The sequence below is a fragment of the Mesorhizobium sp. C268A genome, assembly GCF_040324475.1.
Taxonomy (GTDB): Bacteria; Pseudomonadota; Alphaproteobacteria; order Rhizobiales; family Rhizobiaceae; genus Mesorhizobium.
On the sequence record NZ_JAMYVX010000003.1, the window covers coordinates 790,173 to 805,026 of the forward strand.

Sequence of the window (14,854 nt, forward strand, 5' to 3'; positions counted from 1 at the left end):
TCAGGCGATGCTGTGGGGCGATCGCCTGAGGGGCACCTGCAACGACAACCCAACAGCGACCGGCTGATTCCGGCTCGGGAAATGCGATGCGCCGTTTCGCGGCCCTCATCACGTTGACGCTGCTGGCCGCCTGCTCGACCGCCGGCGATCTCGTGCCCTCGATGTCGCCATCCAGCAGCCCGACGGTTGCCGTGCGTGCACCGCGTTTCGAAGACTCCAAGCCGCATGAATGGGATAGCGGCGCGCCTTGGAACTATGCCGTTCACGGCACCGACGTCTCCAAATACCAGACCTCGGTCGACTGGCCGACGGCCAAGGCCAGCGGCATCTCCTTCGCCTTCATCAAGGCGACCGAGGGCGGCGACCGTTTCGACGAGTATTTCAACGAGCATTGGTCGCGCACCAAGGCCAATGGCATTCCGCGCGCGGCCTACCATTTCTTCTATTTCTGCACGCCTGCCGCCACCCAGGCGCGCTGGTTCATCCAGAACGTGCCCGTCGACCGCTCGGCCATGCCGCCGGTGCTCGACATGGAGTGGAACCCGCAATCGCCGACCTGCCGGCTGCGCCCGGATTCAGCGACGGTGCGGGCCGAAATGACCACCTTTCTCGAGATGATCGAGCGGCACTATGGCAAGAAGCCGATCATCTACACCTCGGTCGACTTCTTCGACGATAACGACCTTGCGACCTTCCGCGGCTATCCCTACTGGCTGCGCTCGGTGGCCGGCCACCCCCGCCAGAAGTACGGCAGCCACCCTTTCACCTTCTGGCAATACACCGGAACCGGTATCGTGCCCGGCATGAACGGCAAGTCCGATATCAACGTCTTCAACGGCACTGAGGCAGCCTGGAAAAAGTGGCTGCGGCAGAACACCCGTTGACACCGGCTCTGCCGCCTGCTTTTCGACGTCCCATGCGCACCTACCTGCAGCCACTGGGATATTTACGCCGGAAACAGTCGAAGAGCCGCCTGCGCTCCGGGCTGCTCGCGGCCCTGCTGCTCGGCGCTACGGCGATGCCGGCGGCGGCGCAGGAATGCGGCGGCGACTTCGAAACCTGGAAGCAAGGCGTGGCGGCGGAAGCCAAGGCAGCCGGTGTCGGCGCTGTCGGCCTTAACGCGCTGGAGGCCGCCACCATCGACGACAAGGTGCTCGCGCGTGACCGCGCCCAGGGCGTCTTCGCCCAGACCTTCATTCAGTTCTCCAACCGCATGATCTCGGCCTACCGGCTGAAGCAGGGCGCGGCCAATCTGAAGAAATACGCCGAAATCTTTGCGCGCGCCGACCAGCAGTTCGGTGTCCAGGCGCCGATCATCACCGCCTTCTGGGGGCTGGAGACCGATTTCGGCGCCGTACAGGGCGATTTCCACACGCTGAGCGCCTTGGTGACGCTGTCGCATGACTGCCGCCGCCCGCAGCTGTTTCGGCCGCAACTGCTGCCGCTGTTGACGCTGATCGATCGCGGCGTCGTTCCGGCCGACGTCACCGGCGCCTGGGCCGGCGAGATCGGCCAGACCCAGATCCTGCCTTCCGATTATCTCGCGCGCGGAGTCGACGGCGACGGCGACGGCATCGTCGACCTCAGGCGCAGCGTACCCGACGTGATCATGACCACGGCCAACAAGGTGCTGTCGCGCGGCTGGAAACGCGACCAGCCCTGGATCGAGGAAGTGCGCGTGCCCGAGGACATGCCCTGGGAGCAGACCGGCCGCACCAACAAGTTGCCGCTGTCGCAATGGGCCGCCTGGGGCGTCACCAATCCCGATGGCACGCCGCTGATCGACAATGGCCTGAAGGCCGGCCTGGCGCTGCCGATGGGCCGCAAAGGTCCGGCCTTCCTCGCCTACGACAATTTCGACGTCTATCTCGAATGGAACCAGTCCTTCACCTACGCGCTAACCGCCGCCAACTTCGCCAGCCGGCTGGCCGGGGCACAGCAGTTCGACCCGCGCAATCCCGAAACCGGGCTCAATGGCGACCAGATGAAGGAATTGCAGACCAAGCTCGAAGCCAGGGGCTATGACGTCGGCACCGTCGACGGCATTCTGGGCACCAACACCCGCGAAGCCATCCGCAAGGAACAGATGCGGCTCGGCATGCCGGTAGACGGCTGGCCGACGCCGGAGCTTTTGGGGAAACTGTGAGTAGAATCTGCCCAAGCTGGGTTCCTTATTCCCTACTCCTTGCCCGGAAGAAGTCGATAAATGCCCGCAAAGCCGGGGGACGTGCCTCGAACTCGGGTGATACAGGAAGAAGCCTGGAAAGCTGGGCGACCAGGGCTCTAGAAATCTCATCAGCCTGCCCGCATCGATCCAGGACTGGACCTGATAGTCGATCATGTAGGCAACGCCTGCTCCACCCAGCGCCGCGTTCAGCATCAGCTCGGTGTCGTTGACAGTCAGGCTGCCCTCGACGGCGATTTCCAGAGACCGTTTGCCGCGCGCGAACTCCCATCGATAGAGGTTGCCGCCACCAGGCCACTGGAATTTTATGCATTGGTGCTGATGCAACTCCTGCGGATGGCGCGGTATGGCCCGATTTTCGAGATAGACGGGAGCGGCCACCGCCGCCATCTGCAAATCCCCGCTCAGTTTCACTGCCACCATGTCCTTCTCCAGCCGCTCGCCAAGCCTGATTCCGGCATCGAACCGTCCTCGAACAATGTCGGTCAGCGTATCGTCGACGATGACGGTCAGCGCTATATCAGGATAGGCGCGTTGGAAGTCGCCAAGGATCGGGCCGATGAACCGCACCGCGGCAACACGCGGCACGTTTATTCGTAGCGAACCCGCCGGCCGATCACGCGCGGCATGAATGTCCGCTACGGCGCCCTCTAGCTCTTCGAACGCAACGGCAAGGCGCGCAAACAGCGTCTCGCCGGCACCAGTGGGTGAAACACTACGCGTCGTGCGATTCAGCAACCTGACGCCGATGCGAGCCTCCAGTTGCCGGATCGACTGGCTGAGCGCCGGCGGGGAAACACGCAGCCGGGCGGCGGCGCGGACGAAACTACGCTCTTCCACGATTGCGGCAAATGCCTTGAGCTCGGCGAATTCAGAACCGCGCATTGTGTATCCCTAGATTAACAAGCTAGTCAGATAATAGGCCATTATCTGATCAGTTGCATGGCCCTATTTCTCGACTAGCGGACCCGTCGGATGAATCCGGCACGGGCCTGAATGATTGAAGGAAACGTATCATGCCCAAGTCCTTGCAAGGCAAAACCGCACTCGTCACCGGCAGTTCGCGCGGCATTGGGCGAGCCATCGCCGAAGGCCTCGCCTCCAAGGGCGCTGCCGTCGTCGTCAACTATGTCGGCAACCACGAAGCCGCTGACGAGGTCGTGGCCGCCATCGCCGGCAAGGGAGGAAAGGCGATCGCCGTCCAGGCCGACATATCAAGCGTCTCGGATATTCATCGCCTGTTTGACGAGGCTGAGAGTGAGTTCGGCGCGATCGACATCGTGGTTGCCAATGTCGGCGTCGCCGTCATCAAGCCTCTGACCGAGGCAACCGAAGCCGATTTCGACCATGTCTTCGGCACCAATGCCAAGGGCACGTTCTTCGTGCTTCAGGAAGCAGCGCGCCGTGTGCGAAACGGCGGCCGCATCATCGCGGTCTCCACCGGCGGCACCAAGATGTTCTTCACGCAAACGGCGCTCTATCTCGGCAGCAAGGGCGCCGTCGAACAATTCGTCCGTGTGCTCTCGCGTGAACTCGGACCGCGCGGCATCACCGTGAATGCGCTGTCGCCTGGCTTCACCGACACGGACCTGCTTCCCGAGCGCGATCGCGCCGTGGCGGCCGGCATGTCTCCATTTGGCAGGATCGGCGCGCCCCGCGACGTTGCCGATGTCGCGGTCTTCCTGGCCAGCGACGAGGCCCGCTGGCTGACCGGCGAGAATATCCAGGCCGGTGGCGGGGTCGCTTAGTCCGCCATCGTCTCCAGGCTGGCGAATCCCTGCGGCGCATCGCCTTCGTCAAACGGCGTCGTCACCTCGACGAAGGTATCGGGATAAAAGCCGTTGAAGCGGGTTCTCAGCGACAGCGAATAGGCGCCGATATGGCCGATCTCGATCCAGTCGCCGGTGTCGACGGTTTCCGGCAGCCAGAACGGCCGCGACAGGATGTCGACGGAATCGCAGGTCGCGCCGCAGACCTTGAACGGCACGATGTTCTTCTCCTCGCCATTGCGCGAGCGGATCGCCGGATCGGGGATGAAGCGGGCCGGCAGTGTGATCTTGCCGGTCCAAGAATCCGACAGCGACGCCCAGATGCCGTCATTGATGTAGAGCCGCTTGCCCTTGCGCAGCAGCACCCGCACGATCAGCGACAGGCAGCGCGCCACGATCACCCGGCCGGGCTCGGCCACCAACGGGATCTGGTCGAACTGGTATTCCCTCAGGTCGCCCGACAGCCGCGACATGATCTGGCCGAGCGACGGCATCTCGATCTGCTTGCGATTGGGGTCATGGCCGTACTCGGCGGGAAAGCCGCCGCCGACATCGAGGCCCGCAATGTCGAAGGTCAGCCGGTTGCGCACCCAATCGGCGGAGGCCAGCGCCCGTTCATAGGTGTCGGGATCCTCGATCTGGCTGCCGACATGGAAGCACAGGCCGACCTTGTAGCCGGTGCGGTTGAGCCGCTCGGCGAGTTCCACCGCATAGGCCGGCCCGGCGCCGAATTTCTTCGACAGTTCATAGGCCGCCGAACCCTTGGTCTGGATTCGCACGAACACGCTGATGGAGCCCGGATCGATGTCAAGCGCCCGCACCACCCGCGTCAGCTTGGTGATCTCGTCCTCATGGTCGAGCGAAATGACCCGGATGGCGTATTTTTCCAGCGCAAGCTTGATGTCCGACTGCGCCTTGACCGGATGCATGTAGAGCATCTCGGCGTCGGGTGAGACGGCGCGCACTGCGGCGAACTCGCCGGGCGAGGCCACATCGAAAGCGGTGACGCCGGCTTCGACCAGCGCCTTCAGCACGATCTGCTCGCCATTGGTCTTGACTGCGTAGGCGGTCTTGCCGGGAAACATGCCCATGAACTGTTTGGCATCCGCCTTCAGCACCTGCGGGCGAAAGCAGTAGACCGGATCGTCCGGCCGAAGCGCCAGCGCCGCCTCGCGGGCATTCTCGAATCGCTGCATGGACGAATCCCCTGACTTCTCGGCTGCGCACAATTAATCCAAGCTAGCGGCCAAAGAAAACAATTCTGTGTCTGGCGGGCACTGACCCAGCGGCGCACCCTCCTGGCAGCACTGTTGCCAGCAATCAGGTTTCGGGTGGCTCTTGTCGCCGGACCCGATATGCCTTCTGCCTGAGTGGCTGGCATTGATGCCGCGGGGAAGGACGTTCACGATGGCAATAGCCACGACAGCCGTGCAGCGCGGACCGATGACGCTGAGGGACTGGGGACAGCTTCTGCTGCTCGGCGCCATCTGGGGCGGCTCGTTCTTCTTTGCCCGCATCGCCGTTGCCGAAATGCACCCGCTGGTGCTGGTGCTGTTTCGCGTTGCCATCGCGGCCATTGCACTGCAGCTCTATCTCGGCATTCGCGGTCCGTCCTTCCGTCTCGCCTTCCCGCATGCCGGCCTGTTTTTCCTTTTGGCGCTCGCCAACAATGTCGTCCCGTTCTCGCTGATCTTTGCCGGCCAGACCGCGCTTGGCGCCGGCGTCGCCTCGGTGCTCAATGCGACGACGCCGTTCTGGACGCTGATCCTCGCCAACGCGCTGACAGCGGACGAAAAGCTCTCCTGGAACAAGCTTGCCGGCATCGGGCTCGGCATCGCCGGCACCGCTGTCATGATCGGCCCCGGCCTGCTGGCCGGGCTCGGCGGCCCGGTCTGGGCGAAATTCGCGCTGATCGGCGCTTCGCTGTCTTACGCCGTCGCGCTGATGATTGCCCGCCGCTTCAAGGGCGTGCCCTCGCCGGTCATCGCCACCGGACAATTGACGGCGTCGACCATCATCATGATCCCGGTGGTGCTGCTCACCTATGGCCCGGCCGGCCTGTTCTCGGCCTCGCCGCCGGTCTGGACGGCGGTGCTGGCGCTGGCGCTGCTCTCCACCGCCTTCGCCTACATCCTCTATTTCAACCTCGTCGCCTCGGCCGGCGCCACCAACGCCTCGCTGGTCACGCTCATCGTCCCGGCCAGCGCCATCCTGCTCGGCCTCCTGTTCCTCGGCGAGCGGCTCGCTCTGTTCGAGTTCTGCGGCATGGCACTGATCGCGCTTGGCCTGGTGACGATCGACGGGCGGTTGTTTGGTCGGCGCTAATGCCTGTCGACCAAAAGTGCGCAGCGGTTTTGGGACAACGACGCGCTTTAGGTCTGGTAGCGCTGCCATGCCTCGCTTTTGCCACGGCCGCGTCACAATTTATTCACAGGCTGCCAGCGGCTTTTGCCGAAGAGTTTCAACGCTTAACGACAGGTGGCAGGTCGCAAATTCCACAATCGCGTCGCATTGCAGCATATTTTCCGCTTGCCTGTGGCACAAATGCCCCTAGACTCCACCCATAGCTCTTGAAGAGGAGACTATGACATGGGACTTACGAGGCCAATCAACGCATTGATGATCTGTGCTGCATTTGCCTTCATTGGCGCCCTTATCATAGGTGTTCTTCCGTAACCGCCGGAGCGGAAGAAAACAGCAGCAATAGCCCACAAATTCGAAAGGCCGGGTGTTTCGCCCGGCCTTTTGCATTTCAGATTTCATACCACGATGAAGCTCAGGCGGCGGCGGATCCAGCTGCCTCTGTTTCGTGGGAGCGGATGCCGATCATATGGCAGATGGCAAACACTAGGTCGGCCCGGTTCATGGTGTAGAAATGGAAGTCGCTGACGCCGCGCTCGACGAGATCGAGCACCTGCTCGGCCGCCACGGCAGACGCCACGAGCGCATGCGTCTGCGGATCGTTGTGCAGCCCTTCGAAACGCTCGGCCAGCCATGCCGGCACCAGCGCGCCGCAGCGTGCCGAGAAATTGGCGACCTGGGTGAAATTGTGCACCGGCAGGATGCCAGGCACGATCGGGATGTAGATGCCGGCACGGCGCGCCTTCTCGACATAACGCTCGTAGAGATCGTTGTCGAAGAAGAACTGGGTGATCGCCCGCGTCGCGCCATTGTCGGCCTTGCGCTTCAGCATGTCGAAGTCGGTGGCGAAGTCGGGGCTTTCCGGATGCTTTTCGGGATAGGCCGAGACCGAGATGTCGAAATCGCCGGCGTCCTTCAGCGCTCCGACAAGTTCGGCGCCATTGGCATAGCCATCGGGATGCGGCCGGTAGGCGGTGCCGACACCCGCCGCCGGATCGCCACGCAAGGCGACGAAGCGCTTCACGCCCATATCGGCGAATTCGCGGACCACGGCGTCGACCTCATGGCGGGCGGCGTCGACGCAGGTCATGTGCGCCGCCGGCGTCAGCGCCGTCTCGTTCAGGATGCGCTTGACCGTGCGCGCCGTGCGCTCCCGCGTCGAGCCGCCGGCGCCATAGGTCACCGAGACGAATCTCGGCTTCAGCGGCTCCAGCCTGGTGACGGTGTCCCAGAGCCTGGCTTCCATCTCGTCGGTCTTCGGCGGGAAGAACTCGAAGGAGACGCGGACCTTGTCGCCAATGTCGGGACGGCGGGAAAAGCGGAACTGGTTCATCAGGCGATTTCCCCCATAGGGTACGCTGTGGTGGGTTGGGTGTCATTTGAAGGCTCGGCGATCAGCATGCGGCGGTCGCGGCCGAGCCACAGCTTGACGGTGAGCCTGGCTTCGTTGCCGCCGCGCGGCTCGAATTCCTGGGCATCCTCGAGATCGAGCCCGGCATCGGCAAACCATTCGGAGATCTGGCGGTCGGAAAAGCCCAGCCTGACATGCGCATGCTGGTCGCGCAGGAATTCCAGTGCATGCGGCGCGAAATCGACGATCACCAGCCGGCCCGACGGGCGCAGCAGCCTTGCCGCCTCGCGGATGGCGCGGGCGGGATCGTCCAGATAGTGCAGCACCTGATGGATGGTGACGAGGTCGAAGGCGTCGCGCTCGACCGGCGGCGCGAAAATGTCGCCTTGGCGGACCTGGGCATTGGCGATGCCTGCCTTGTCGAGATTGGCCCGCGCCACCGTCAGCATTTCGCGCGACATGTCGATGCCGACACCGCGCCGGTAGAGCGGCGAAAATATCTCCAGCAGCCGCCCGGTACCGGTGCCGAGGTCTAGCATCGACTGGAATGGCCGCTTGCCGACCAGCTTGAGGAGTGCGGCTTCCACCGCGCGGTCCGGCACATGCAGCGAGCGGATGTGATCCCAGCTGGCGGCGTTCTCGGAGAAATACTCGGCGGCACGGTCCTGGCGCTTGCGCTTGACCGATGCCAACCGCTCGAGATCGCGCTCGACCTGTGGATCGGCGCCGCGAATGCCAGAGACCAGCCCCATGACGAAGTCGCGCGCGGAATCCGTATCCGACAGCCGGAAGAAGGCCCACGAGCCCTCCTGGTAGCGGCCGATCAACCCGGCCTCCAGCAGCAGCTTCAAATGCCGCGACACCCGCGGTTGCGACTGGCTGAGGATCTCGGTGAGGTCGGACACGGTGAGATCGCCGCGCGACAGCAGCGCCAGGATGCGGAGCCGGCTCGATTCGGCCGCAGCCTTCAACGTATCAACCATCGTATCGAGCGAAACATGCATCGGCGCGTTCTCGTTGAAAAAGATATAAACATATGTTTATGTCAGCTTTGACGACATGGCAAGGCCTATGTCGCATCCTGACAAGAAAATGCCGCACACATGATCCCCGCCTGAGAGAACCGCTTTTCCCTGACGATCGGCTGGAAACTTGTGCTAGGGCGAAAGCCATGTTCGAGAAGCGCGACGGCGAAAAGCTCCTGCAGACTGACCCGGCTGACATGCCGGCGGATGGCCATATCGTGTTCATCGGCCGCATCGCCTCGCCATGGACATCCAGGCAAACCTGCCCAAAGAACATGCGCGCGGCGCGCGAGGCCGGACAGGCGGCCACGGTTCTCATCGACCCTGCCTATCGCGACGGCCTGCTTGCGCTGGAGCGGGCCAGCCACATCGTCATCCTGTCCTGGCTGCATCACGCGCCGCGGGCACTGATTGTCCAGAGACCCCGCCATGCGGCTGAGCCGAAAGGCGTTTTCTCGCTGCGCTCCCCTGCCCGGCCGAACCCAGTCGGGCTGCATATCGCCGGCCTGATCGCCGTCGACATCGACCACGGCCGCATCGCCATCGACGCCATCGATGTGCTCGACGGCACCCCGGTGATCGACATCAAGCCCTATTTCGCCTCGACCGACGCCTTTCCCGAGGCGACCATTGCCGGGCGTGACGAAAAATGAGCGCGCCCACCGGCCGCCGCCGCGCCATCGCCAAGGCGCTGACCGCACTGCTGCCCCTGGCGCCCTATGCCGATATGGAGAAAATCCGCACCGAGGCCGGCGCCGTGCACATGAAGACGCTGCCGCCGGGCATCGCGGTCTGGCTGGCGACGATCGCCCATATCAGGCACGGCCATACCGACTATGAAAAGCTGCTGGCCGAGGGTTATGACCGCGACTCGGCGCGGTTCTTCGTCATCGAGCAAACAAACATGGTGCTGACCCGTTGGCGCGCCACGCGCCTGCTCGATGCAGAGGACGAAGAGGAATAACTTCAGCTACCGTCGCTTCAATACGGCAACCGCATTGTAGGGCTGGCCGTCGGCCTGGCCAACCCAGGTCCAGGACAGGTTCCCTTTGAAAAATCGGACGGTGATGCCGCCACCGTCGATGCACTTGTCCTGGCCGTAGCTGATGTTTTCCCGGTATTCCGCCGAACTGTCGTCGCGAGAAATCTGGGTCAACGATCCGCCGCAGCCGAGCGACGGATAGTCGATCGACGCGGCGCCATCGCCGATTGTCATTGCGATCGCCCAATCGGCGCCGGCAGCCCCGGCCGGACTTTGATGACCGCTGCCGGTCCAGACGCCGTTGAGCCCCGCCGCGTTGACCACGCAAGGCACGTTCTGAAAGATCGGCGTCAGCTCGCTGCCCGTCTTCTCGCAACGATAGGTCTGGCCGTTCTGGCACAGCGCCTCGCCCTCGCGAGCGCATTGCGCGAAGGCATGGCCAGTGACGAAGACGAGGAAAATTGCAAAGCTGATGGTCCGAAAAGATCTGCCCATTTTGCCCCTCCCGGCCGGATATTTTCAAGCCGGACCATAGGGCATATCGAATGTGCTACCTAGGACAAACAGCGATGGTTGGGTGGCCCTATGCCGCCTGCAGGGGACCACTAGCTTGACTCTGCCGCATCAAGCCGAAGGACCAATCGCCATGAACCGAAGCGCAGCAGCCGGTAGCATTGTGCCATTGCCGGCTTTGTCGGATCGCCATATCGATCCGCATTCCTATCCCGACGGCATCGCCTTTCTCGATGGTCAGTATCTGCCGATGTCGCAGGCCAAAATCTCGGTGCTGGATTGGGGGTTTCTGCATTCCGACGCCACCTACGACACCGTGCATGTCTGGGACGGCAGCTTCTTCCGCCTCGACCTGCATCTCGACCGCTTCTTCGCCGGCTTGCAAGAACTGCGCATGACGATCCCATTCGACCGCGACGGGGTGAGTGAAATCCTGCACAATTGCGTGGCGCTGTCGGGCCATCGCGCCGCCTATGTCGAAATGCTGTGCACGCGCGGCGCCTCGCCGACCTTCAGCCGCGACCCGCGCCAGGCGGTCAACCGCTTCATGGCTTTCGCCGTTCCCTTCGGCTCGGTCGCCAATGCCGAGCAGTTGCGGCGCGGCCTGCATGTCGCGATCAGCGACAAGGTGCGCATTCCGCCGGCTTCGATCGATCCGGCGATCAAGAACTATCACTGGCTCGACCTGGTGCGCGGCCTCTACGCCGCTTATGACCGTGGGGCCGAAACCGCATTGATACTCGACTTCAACGGCAATGTCGCCGAAGGCCCCGGCTCAACGTGTTCTGCGTCAAGGACGGCAGGCTGTCGACGCCCGCGGTCGGCGTGCTGCCCGGCATCACCAGGCGCACCGTCTTGGATCTCTGCGCCGAAGCAGGCCTTGCCGCCGACTCGGCCGATGTCAGCGTTGCCGCGCTGAAGGCTGCCGACGAAGTCTTCATCACTTCCACCGCCGGCGGCATCATGCCGGTGACAGTGATCGACGGCGCTGCTGTCGCCGACGGCAAGATAGGCGGGATCACAAAGCGCTTGATGGCGCTCTACTGGCAAAAGCATGACGACCCGGCCTGGTCGAGCCCGGTGCGCTATCCCTGACCGGCGAAGGTCCTGCTCCACACGATGTCGTGACCAAAAAGATTCCCCCCCGCCTCTGGAAAATCGCTCGACGCACCGTATATCGCGGAAGCGGAGAAGCCTCCGCTTCCCAGTTCACGGACCGCATGGGCAAGGATTCCACGTCATGACAAGCAAGGTTTGGTTCATCACCGGATCGTCGAAAGGCTTTGGCCGAGTCTGGGCCGAGGCCGCACTCGCTCGCGGCGACCGTGTCGCCGCAACCGCGCGCGATGCCGGCACGCTCGCCGATCTCGTCGCGAAATACGGCGATAATGTCGCCGCGATCAAGCTCGACGTCACCGACAAGAAGGCTGTCGATGCGGCCATCGCCGAGGCGCACAAGCGCTTTGGCCGGCTCGACGTCGTCATCAACAATGCCGGCTATGGCCATTTCGGCGCCATCGAGGAAGTCAGCGAACAGGAAGCCCGCGACCAGATCGAAACCAATGTGTTCGGCGCGCTCTGGGTCACCCAGGCGGCTTTGCCGATCATGCGGGCGCAGGGCTCCGGCCACATCATCCAGATCTCGTCGATCGGCGGCGTCAACGCCTTTGCGTCGCTCGGCCTTTACCATGCCTCGAAATGGGCGCTCGAAGCCTTCAGCCAGTCGCTCAGCATCGAGGTCGCCGAATTCGGCATCCATGTGACGCTTGTCGAACCGGGCGGCTTCTCAACCGATTGGTCCGGCGCCTCGGCCAAGGTCTCCAAAGCGATCGAGGCTTACGCGCCGGCCCGCGCCAAGATGGCGGAACGCCGCGCCAACTCGGTCGCCGGCGACCCCGAGGCCACCGGACCGGCGATGCTTGAAATCGTCGACGCGGCCGAGCCGCCGCTGCGCGTCTTCTTCGGCGATGGCGGCCTGCCGATGATCAAGCAGGAATACGCCAACCGCATCGCGCTGTGGGAAAAGTGGGACCACGTTTCCGTCGAGGCGCAGGGCGCCAAGAAGAACCGCAAGGCGGCCTGAGCGCGTCTTGAAATCCGGCTGCGTCGCCCCGGCGGCGCAGCCCGTGCCCTAGCCCGGTACTAGGATCGATAAATCCACTGCTCGGGCACGCGCACCGAGATCTCTTCCCCTGTTGTCATACGACCCGGTTTCTCGACCCAGGCAACGAGGCCGCGCAGCCGTTTCGCCGCCTTCGGGAAGGCCAGCGCGCCGGCCTCCCGATCGGCCATCCCGGCGTTTTCGGCGATCGAACGTCCAGCAAGCCGGCAAGGCCCGTTCTGCGCATCGACCTTGATCGTCACGCCACCTCTAAAGAACAGCAGCGTGCCTGACGGCAGCATCGAGAGATGCGGCACGCCTTCGATCAGCAGATTGGCGCCGATCCATTCCGGCTTGATCTCGGCCAGCCCCATCCGCTCGGCAACGACGGCGAGTTCATCCGCTGCTACGATTGATATCTGCCGCTCGTTGCGGATTTCGGTGCCGCGCGGATACCAGGGTTCGCGACCGCCGGAACGACGGGTGGCGCCGGCGTGGAAGTCGCCGTCGATGCCTTCGAAACCGAGCTGCAATGCTTCCACCGGGCGCGTCTGGAAGTGATTCGACGGGGCGACGTAGAGCGCCGTCACCCTGGCTACGAGTTTTCGCGCTGAAATGATCTCGATCGGAGCCTCAGGGAAAAGATCCAGCATGGCTTACTCCTTGTGCAAGGTCGCATTAGCGATAGCCATGAGCCCGGTCCAGTCCAAAGCAATGATGATCCGATCAAGCGGGCTGATGGCAGCCGATCACGATCTTCTTACCGCGGATCGCATATCCTATCGTACTGCGCCGCATTGCCGCCGTGCTGCACCGGCCTCACGGTGAGACAAGTCTGCGGAGGTTTCCATGCGTCCCGGGACTGCAATCGCGCTGCTTTGGCTGATCTGGGTCGTGTCCTGGTTTCTAGCCGCCTTCTGGGCCGACCCGGCGAAAAAGCGTGCCGGCATCCAGGAGGAGCTTCGCTATCGCGCTTTGTGGTTGATCGGCGCGGTGCTGCTGTTCATTCCCGCGCATGGCTATGCCGGCCGGCTGCGATTCTGGTTTCCGACCCTTGCCGAAGCGTGGATCTGCGCAGGGCTTGTTGCCGTTGGCCTGTTGTTCGCCTGGTGGGCGCGGTTGCATCTCGGCCGTCTCTGGTCGGCTTCGGTGACGGCCAAGGCCGAGCACCGTGTCGTCGACACCGGTCCCTACAGAATGGTCCGCCACCCGATCTATACCGGACTGCTTCTGGCGATGCTTGCCACAATGGCGGCCAAAGGCACGGTCTGGGGAATCGCCGGCGCGATTCTTCTCACCATCGGCATCGTCATGAAGGCAAGGCTGGAGGAACGCTTTCTGCGCGGAGAACTCGGCAACGCCTATGACGATTATGCCCGCAGCGTACCGATGCTGGTGCCGTTGATGCCGGCCTGATTACAGCATCCGCAAAAGCGCGCCGCCGATCGAATAGCCGGCGCCGAAGGCGCACAGCACGCCGAAATCGCCGGGCTTCATGTCGGCGTGGTTTTCCGACAGCGCGATGATGGCGCCAGCGCCGGCGGTGTTGCCGAGCCGCTCCAGCACCATCGGCGCGCGGTCATGGTCGACCTCGTGGCCGAAGGCCAGTTTCAGAATCATGGCGTTCATTCGCGCATTGGCCTGATGCAGCCAGAATCGCCTGATGGCTTGCGGCGTCAGCCCGTGCTCGGCGAGGAATTCGACAATGAATTTGTGGCCGGCGACGGTGACTTCCTTGAACACCTTGTTGCCGACCTGTTTGATCAGATTGCCTTCGAGGTTGATCATGTAAGGATCGTCCTGGGCGGTGCGGGTGTGATAGCCCAGATTGGTGCGGATATTGTTCGACATCTGCGTCCAGGTGCGCGTGTCCAGCACCTCGAAACGCCCCGGCCGCCTCTCGCCCTCGCCCAGCCCCTCGACCACCATCGCCACCGATGCATCGCCGAAGATGAAATGCGTCTGCCGGTCGCGGAAATTGAGATGGCCGGTGATGATCTCCGGCGTGACCACCAGCACGCGCTTGTGCGCGCCCGCCCGCACCAGATTGGCCGCAATGTGCAAGGCGGCCGCGGCCGATGAACAACCAAGCCCCATGTCGAAGCCGGCGCCCTTGGTGCCCAGCGCCTCCTGCATTTCGATGGCGATCGCCGGATAGGGCCGCTGCTGGTGCGAGGCCGAGCAGATCACCAGGTCGATGTCGGAGGCTTTCAGCCCGGCATGGTCGAGCGCCTTCCGGGCCGCGGCCACGCCGAATTCGGCCTGCAGCGACAGTGCATCGTCCGGTCGCGCCGGGATGCGCGGCGCCATGCGAGTCGGATCGAGAATGCCTTCGCGCTCGATCACATGCCGGGTCTGGACGCCCGAGGCATGGACGATGAAGGCGCTGTCGGATTTCTGCAGCAGCGTCTCATCCGTGCCTTGCCGGCGCGCATTCTCCGTGTCGACCCAGGCATTGAAACTGGCGACCAGTTCTTCATTGGTGATCTTGGCTTCAGGGATTTCAACGCCAATGCCGCTGATGATGACGCGATGCATATCCAGTCCGTCCATGCGCAGGCGTTGTC

General features: G+C 63.4%; 14 protein-coding genes and 2 pseudogenes. 9 read left to right on the forward strand and 7 right to left on the reverse strand.

Annotated elements, in window-relative coordinates; all coding sequences use genetic code 11:
- The first annotated feature begins 86 nt into the window (after positions 1–86).
- Both NKL06_RS30690 and NKL06_RS30695 read left to right on the forward strand, forming a co-directional pair.
- Positions 87–884, forward strand: coding sequence for a glycoside hydrolase family 25 protein (locus NKL06_RS30690; protein WP_023682151.1), 798 nt, complete (start codon positions 87–89; stop codon positions 882–884).
- A gap of 32 nt (positions 885–916) precedes the next feature.
- Positions 917–2,146 (forward strand): lytic murein transglycosylase, encoded by a 1,230-nt coding sequence (locus NKL06_RS30695; RefSeq protein WP_023690859.1) that lies wholly within the window; start codon positions 917–919, stop codon positions 2,144–2,146.
- Between the two features lie 135 nt (positions 2,147–2,281).
- Here the strand turns inward: NKL06_RS30695 and NKL06_RS30700 are convergent.
- Positions 2,282–3,070 (reverse strand): annotated as a pseudogene (locus NKL06_RS30700) (LysR family transcriptional regulator); the annotation flags it as partial.
- Positions 3,071–3,201: 131 nt separating this feature from the next.
- On the opposite strand from NKL06_RS30700, the gene NKL06_RS30705 reads away from it, so the two are divergent.
- On the forward strand, positions 3,202–3,933 hold the full coding sequence (locus NKL06_RS30705) for an SDR family oxidoreductase (protein ID WP_023690857.1): 732 nt from the start codon (positions 3,202–3,204) through the stop codon (positions 3,931–3,933).
- Here the strand turns inward: NKL06_RS30705 and NKL06_RS30710 are convergent.
- Positions 3,930–5,150 (reverse strand): alanine racemase, encoded by a 1,221-nt coding sequence (locus NKL06_RS30710; RefSeq protein ID WP_023668250.1) that lies wholly within the window; start codon positions 5,148–5,150, stop codon positions 3,930–3,932. The genes NKL06_RS30705 and NKL06_RS30710 overlap by 4 nt on opposite strands.
- A gap of 211 nt (positions 5,151–5,361) precedes the next feature.
- On the opposite strand from NKL06_RS30710, the gene NKL06_RS30715 reads away from it, so the two are divergent.
- Positions 5,362–6,279: a DMT family transporter gene (locus NKL06_RS30715; protein ID WP_023682155.1), complete on the forward strand. Its 918-nt coding sequence runs from the start codon at positions 5,362–5,364 to the stop codon at positions 6,277–6,279.
- A gap of 451 nt (positions 6,280–6,730) precedes the next feature.
- On the opposite strand, the gene metF is transcribed toward NKL06_RS30715, so the two are convergent.
- Complete coding sequence (metF, locus tag NKL06_RS30720; RefSeq protein ID WP_023690856.1) at positions 6,731–7,648, reverse strand: methylenetetrahydrofolate reductase [NAD(P)H]; 918 nt, start codon at positions 7,646–7,648, stop codon at positions 6,731–6,733.
- Positions 7,648–8,670 (reverse strand): ArsR/SmtB family transcription factor, encoded by a 1,023-nt coding sequence (locus NKL06_RS30725; protein ID WP_023690855.1) that lies wholly within the window; start codon positions 8,668–8,670, stop codon positions 7,648–7,650. Before NKL06_RS30725 ends, metF begins: the two co-directional genes overlap by 1 nt.
- A 167-nt stretch (positions 8,671–8,837) precedes the next feature.
- Here NKL06_RS30725 and tsaA point away from each other — a divergent pair, with 167 nt between their 5' ends.
- Together tsaA and NKL06_RS30735 are read left to right on the forward strand one after the other, a co-directional pair.
- On the forward strand, positions 8,838–9,344 hold the full coding sequence (gene tsaA, locus NKL06_RS30730) for a tRNA (N6-threonylcarbamoyladenosine(37)-N6)-methyltransferase TrmO (RefSeq protein WP_023690854.1): 507 nt from the start codon (positions 8,838–8,840) through the stop codon (positions 9,342–9,344).
- Positions 9,341–9,655: a DUF2293 domain-containing protein gene (locus NKL06_RS30735; RefSeq protein WP_023668245.1), complete on the forward strand. Its 315-nt coding sequence runs from the start codon at positions 9,341–9,343 to the stop codon at positions 9,653–9,655. The genes tsaA and NKL06_RS30735 overlap by 4 nt, the downstream gene beginning before the upstream one ends.
- A 6-nt stretch (positions 9,656–9,661) precedes the next feature.
- On the opposite strand, the gene NKL06_RS30740 is transcribed toward NKL06_RS30735, so the two are convergent.
- Entirely contained in the window at positions 9,662–10,168 is a 507-nt protein-coding gene (locus tag NKL06_RS30740; protein ID WP_023682159.1) for a hypothetical protein, read from the reverse strand.
- A 151-nt stretch (positions 10,169–10,319) separates the two neighbouring features.
- Between NKL06_RS30740 and NKL06_RS30745 the strand changes: the two are divergent.
- Positions 10,320–11,281, forward strand: a pseudogene (locus NKL06_RS30745) (D-amino acid aminotransferase).
- Between the two features lie 145 nt (positions 11,282–11,426).
- On the forward strand, positions 11,427–12,269 hold the full coding sequence (locus tag NKL06_RS30750) for an SDR family oxidoreductase (protein WP_023690853.1): 843 nt from the start codon (positions 11,427–11,429) through the stop codon (positions 12,267–12,269).
- Between the two features lie 59 nt (positions 12,270–12,328).
- Here NKL06_RS30750 and NKL06_RS30755 read toward each other — a convergent pair whose 3' ends face one another.
- On the reverse strand, positions 12,329–12,940 hold the full coding sequence (locus NKL06_RS30755) for an MOSC domain-containing protein (RefSeq protein WP_023690852.1): 612 nt from the start codon (positions 12,938–12,940) through the stop codon (positions 12,329–12,331).
- Positions 12,941–13,136: 196 nt separating this feature from the next.
- Between NKL06_RS30755 and NKL06_RS30760 the strand changes: the two genes are divergently transcribed.
- Positions 13,137–13,703 carry a methyltransferase family protein gene (locus NKL06_RS30760; RefSeq protein WP_023690851.1) on the forward strand — a complete coding sequence of 189 codons (567 nt, stop codon included), beginning with the start codon at positions 13,137–13,139 and terminating at the stop codon, positions 13,701–13,703.
- Here the strand turns inward: NKL06_RS30760 and NKL06_RS30765 are convergent, their stop codons facing one another.
- A complete protein-coding gene (locus NKL06_RS30765; RefSeq protein ID WP_023690850.1) occupies positions 13,704–14,825 on the reverse strand; it encodes a beta-ketoacyl-ACP synthase III in 1,122 nt (373 codons plus the stop codon). It lies immediately after the preceding gene.
- Between the last annotated feature and the right edge of the window lie 29 nt (positions 14,826–14,854).

What these genes read in the sequence shown, in the direction of transcription:
- NKL06_RS30690 (WP_023682151.1), top strand. Translation starts at nt 87, where the DNA reads ATGCGCCGTTTCGCGGCCCTCATCACGTTGACGCTGCTGGCCGCCTGC.
- NKL06_RS30695 (WP_023690859.1), top strand. Translation starts at nt 917, where the DNA reads ATGCGCACCTACCTGCAGCCACTGGGATATTTACGCCGGAAACAGTCG.
- NKL06_RS30705 (WP_023690857.1), top strand. Translation starts at nt 3,202, where the DNA reads ATGCCCAAGTCCTTGCAAGGCAAAACCGCACTCGTCACCGGCAGTTCG.
- NKL06_RS30710 (WP_023668250.1), bottom strand. Translation starts at nt 5,150, where the DNA reads ATGCAGCGATTCGAGAATGCCCGCGAGGCGGCGCTGGCGCTTCGGCCG.
- NKL06_RS30715 (WP_023682155.1), top strand. Translation starts at nt 5,362, where the DNA reads ATGGCAATAGCCACGACAGCCGTGCAGCGCGGACCGATGACGCTGAGG.
- metF (WP_023690856.1), bottom strand. Translation starts at nt 7,648, where the DNA reads ATGAACCAGTTCCGCTTTTCCCGCCGTCCCGACATTGGCGACAAGGTC.
- NKL06_RS30725 (WP_023690855.1), bottom strand. Translation starts at nt 8,670, where the DNA reads ATGCATGTTTCGCTCGATACGATGGTTGATACGTTGAAGGCTGCGGCC.
- tsaA (WP_023690854.1), top strand. Translation starts at nt 8,838, where the DNA reads ATGTTCGAGAAGCGCGACGGCGAAAAGCTCCTGCAGACTGACCCGGCT.
- NKL06_RS30735 (WP_023668245.1), top strand. Translation starts at nt 9,341, where the DNA reads ATGAGCGCGCCCACCGGCCGCCGCCGCGCCATCGCCAAGGCGCTGACC.
- NKL06_RS30740 (WP_023682159.1), bottom strand. Translation starts at nt 10,168, where the DNA reads ATGGGCAGATCTTTTCGGACCATCAGCTTTGCAATTTTCCTCGTCTTC.
- NKL06_RS30750 (WP_023690853.1), top strand. Translation starts at nt 11,427, where the DNA reads ATGACAAGCAAGGTTTGGTTCATCACCGGATCGTCGAAAGGCTTTGGC.
- NKL06_RS30755 (WP_023690852.1), bottom strand. Translation starts at nt 12,940, where the DNA reads ATGCTGGATCTTTTCCCTGAGGCTCCGATCGAGATCATTTCAGCGCGA.
- NKL06_RS30760 (WP_023690851.1), top strand. Translation starts at nt 13,137, where the DNA reads ATGCGTCCCGGGACTGCAATCGCGCTGCTTTGGCTGATCTGGGTCGTG.
- NKL06_RS30765 (WP_023690850.1), bottom strand. Translation starts at nt 14,825, where the DNA reads ATGCATCGCGTCATCATCAGCGGCATTGGCGTTGAAATCCCTGAAGCC.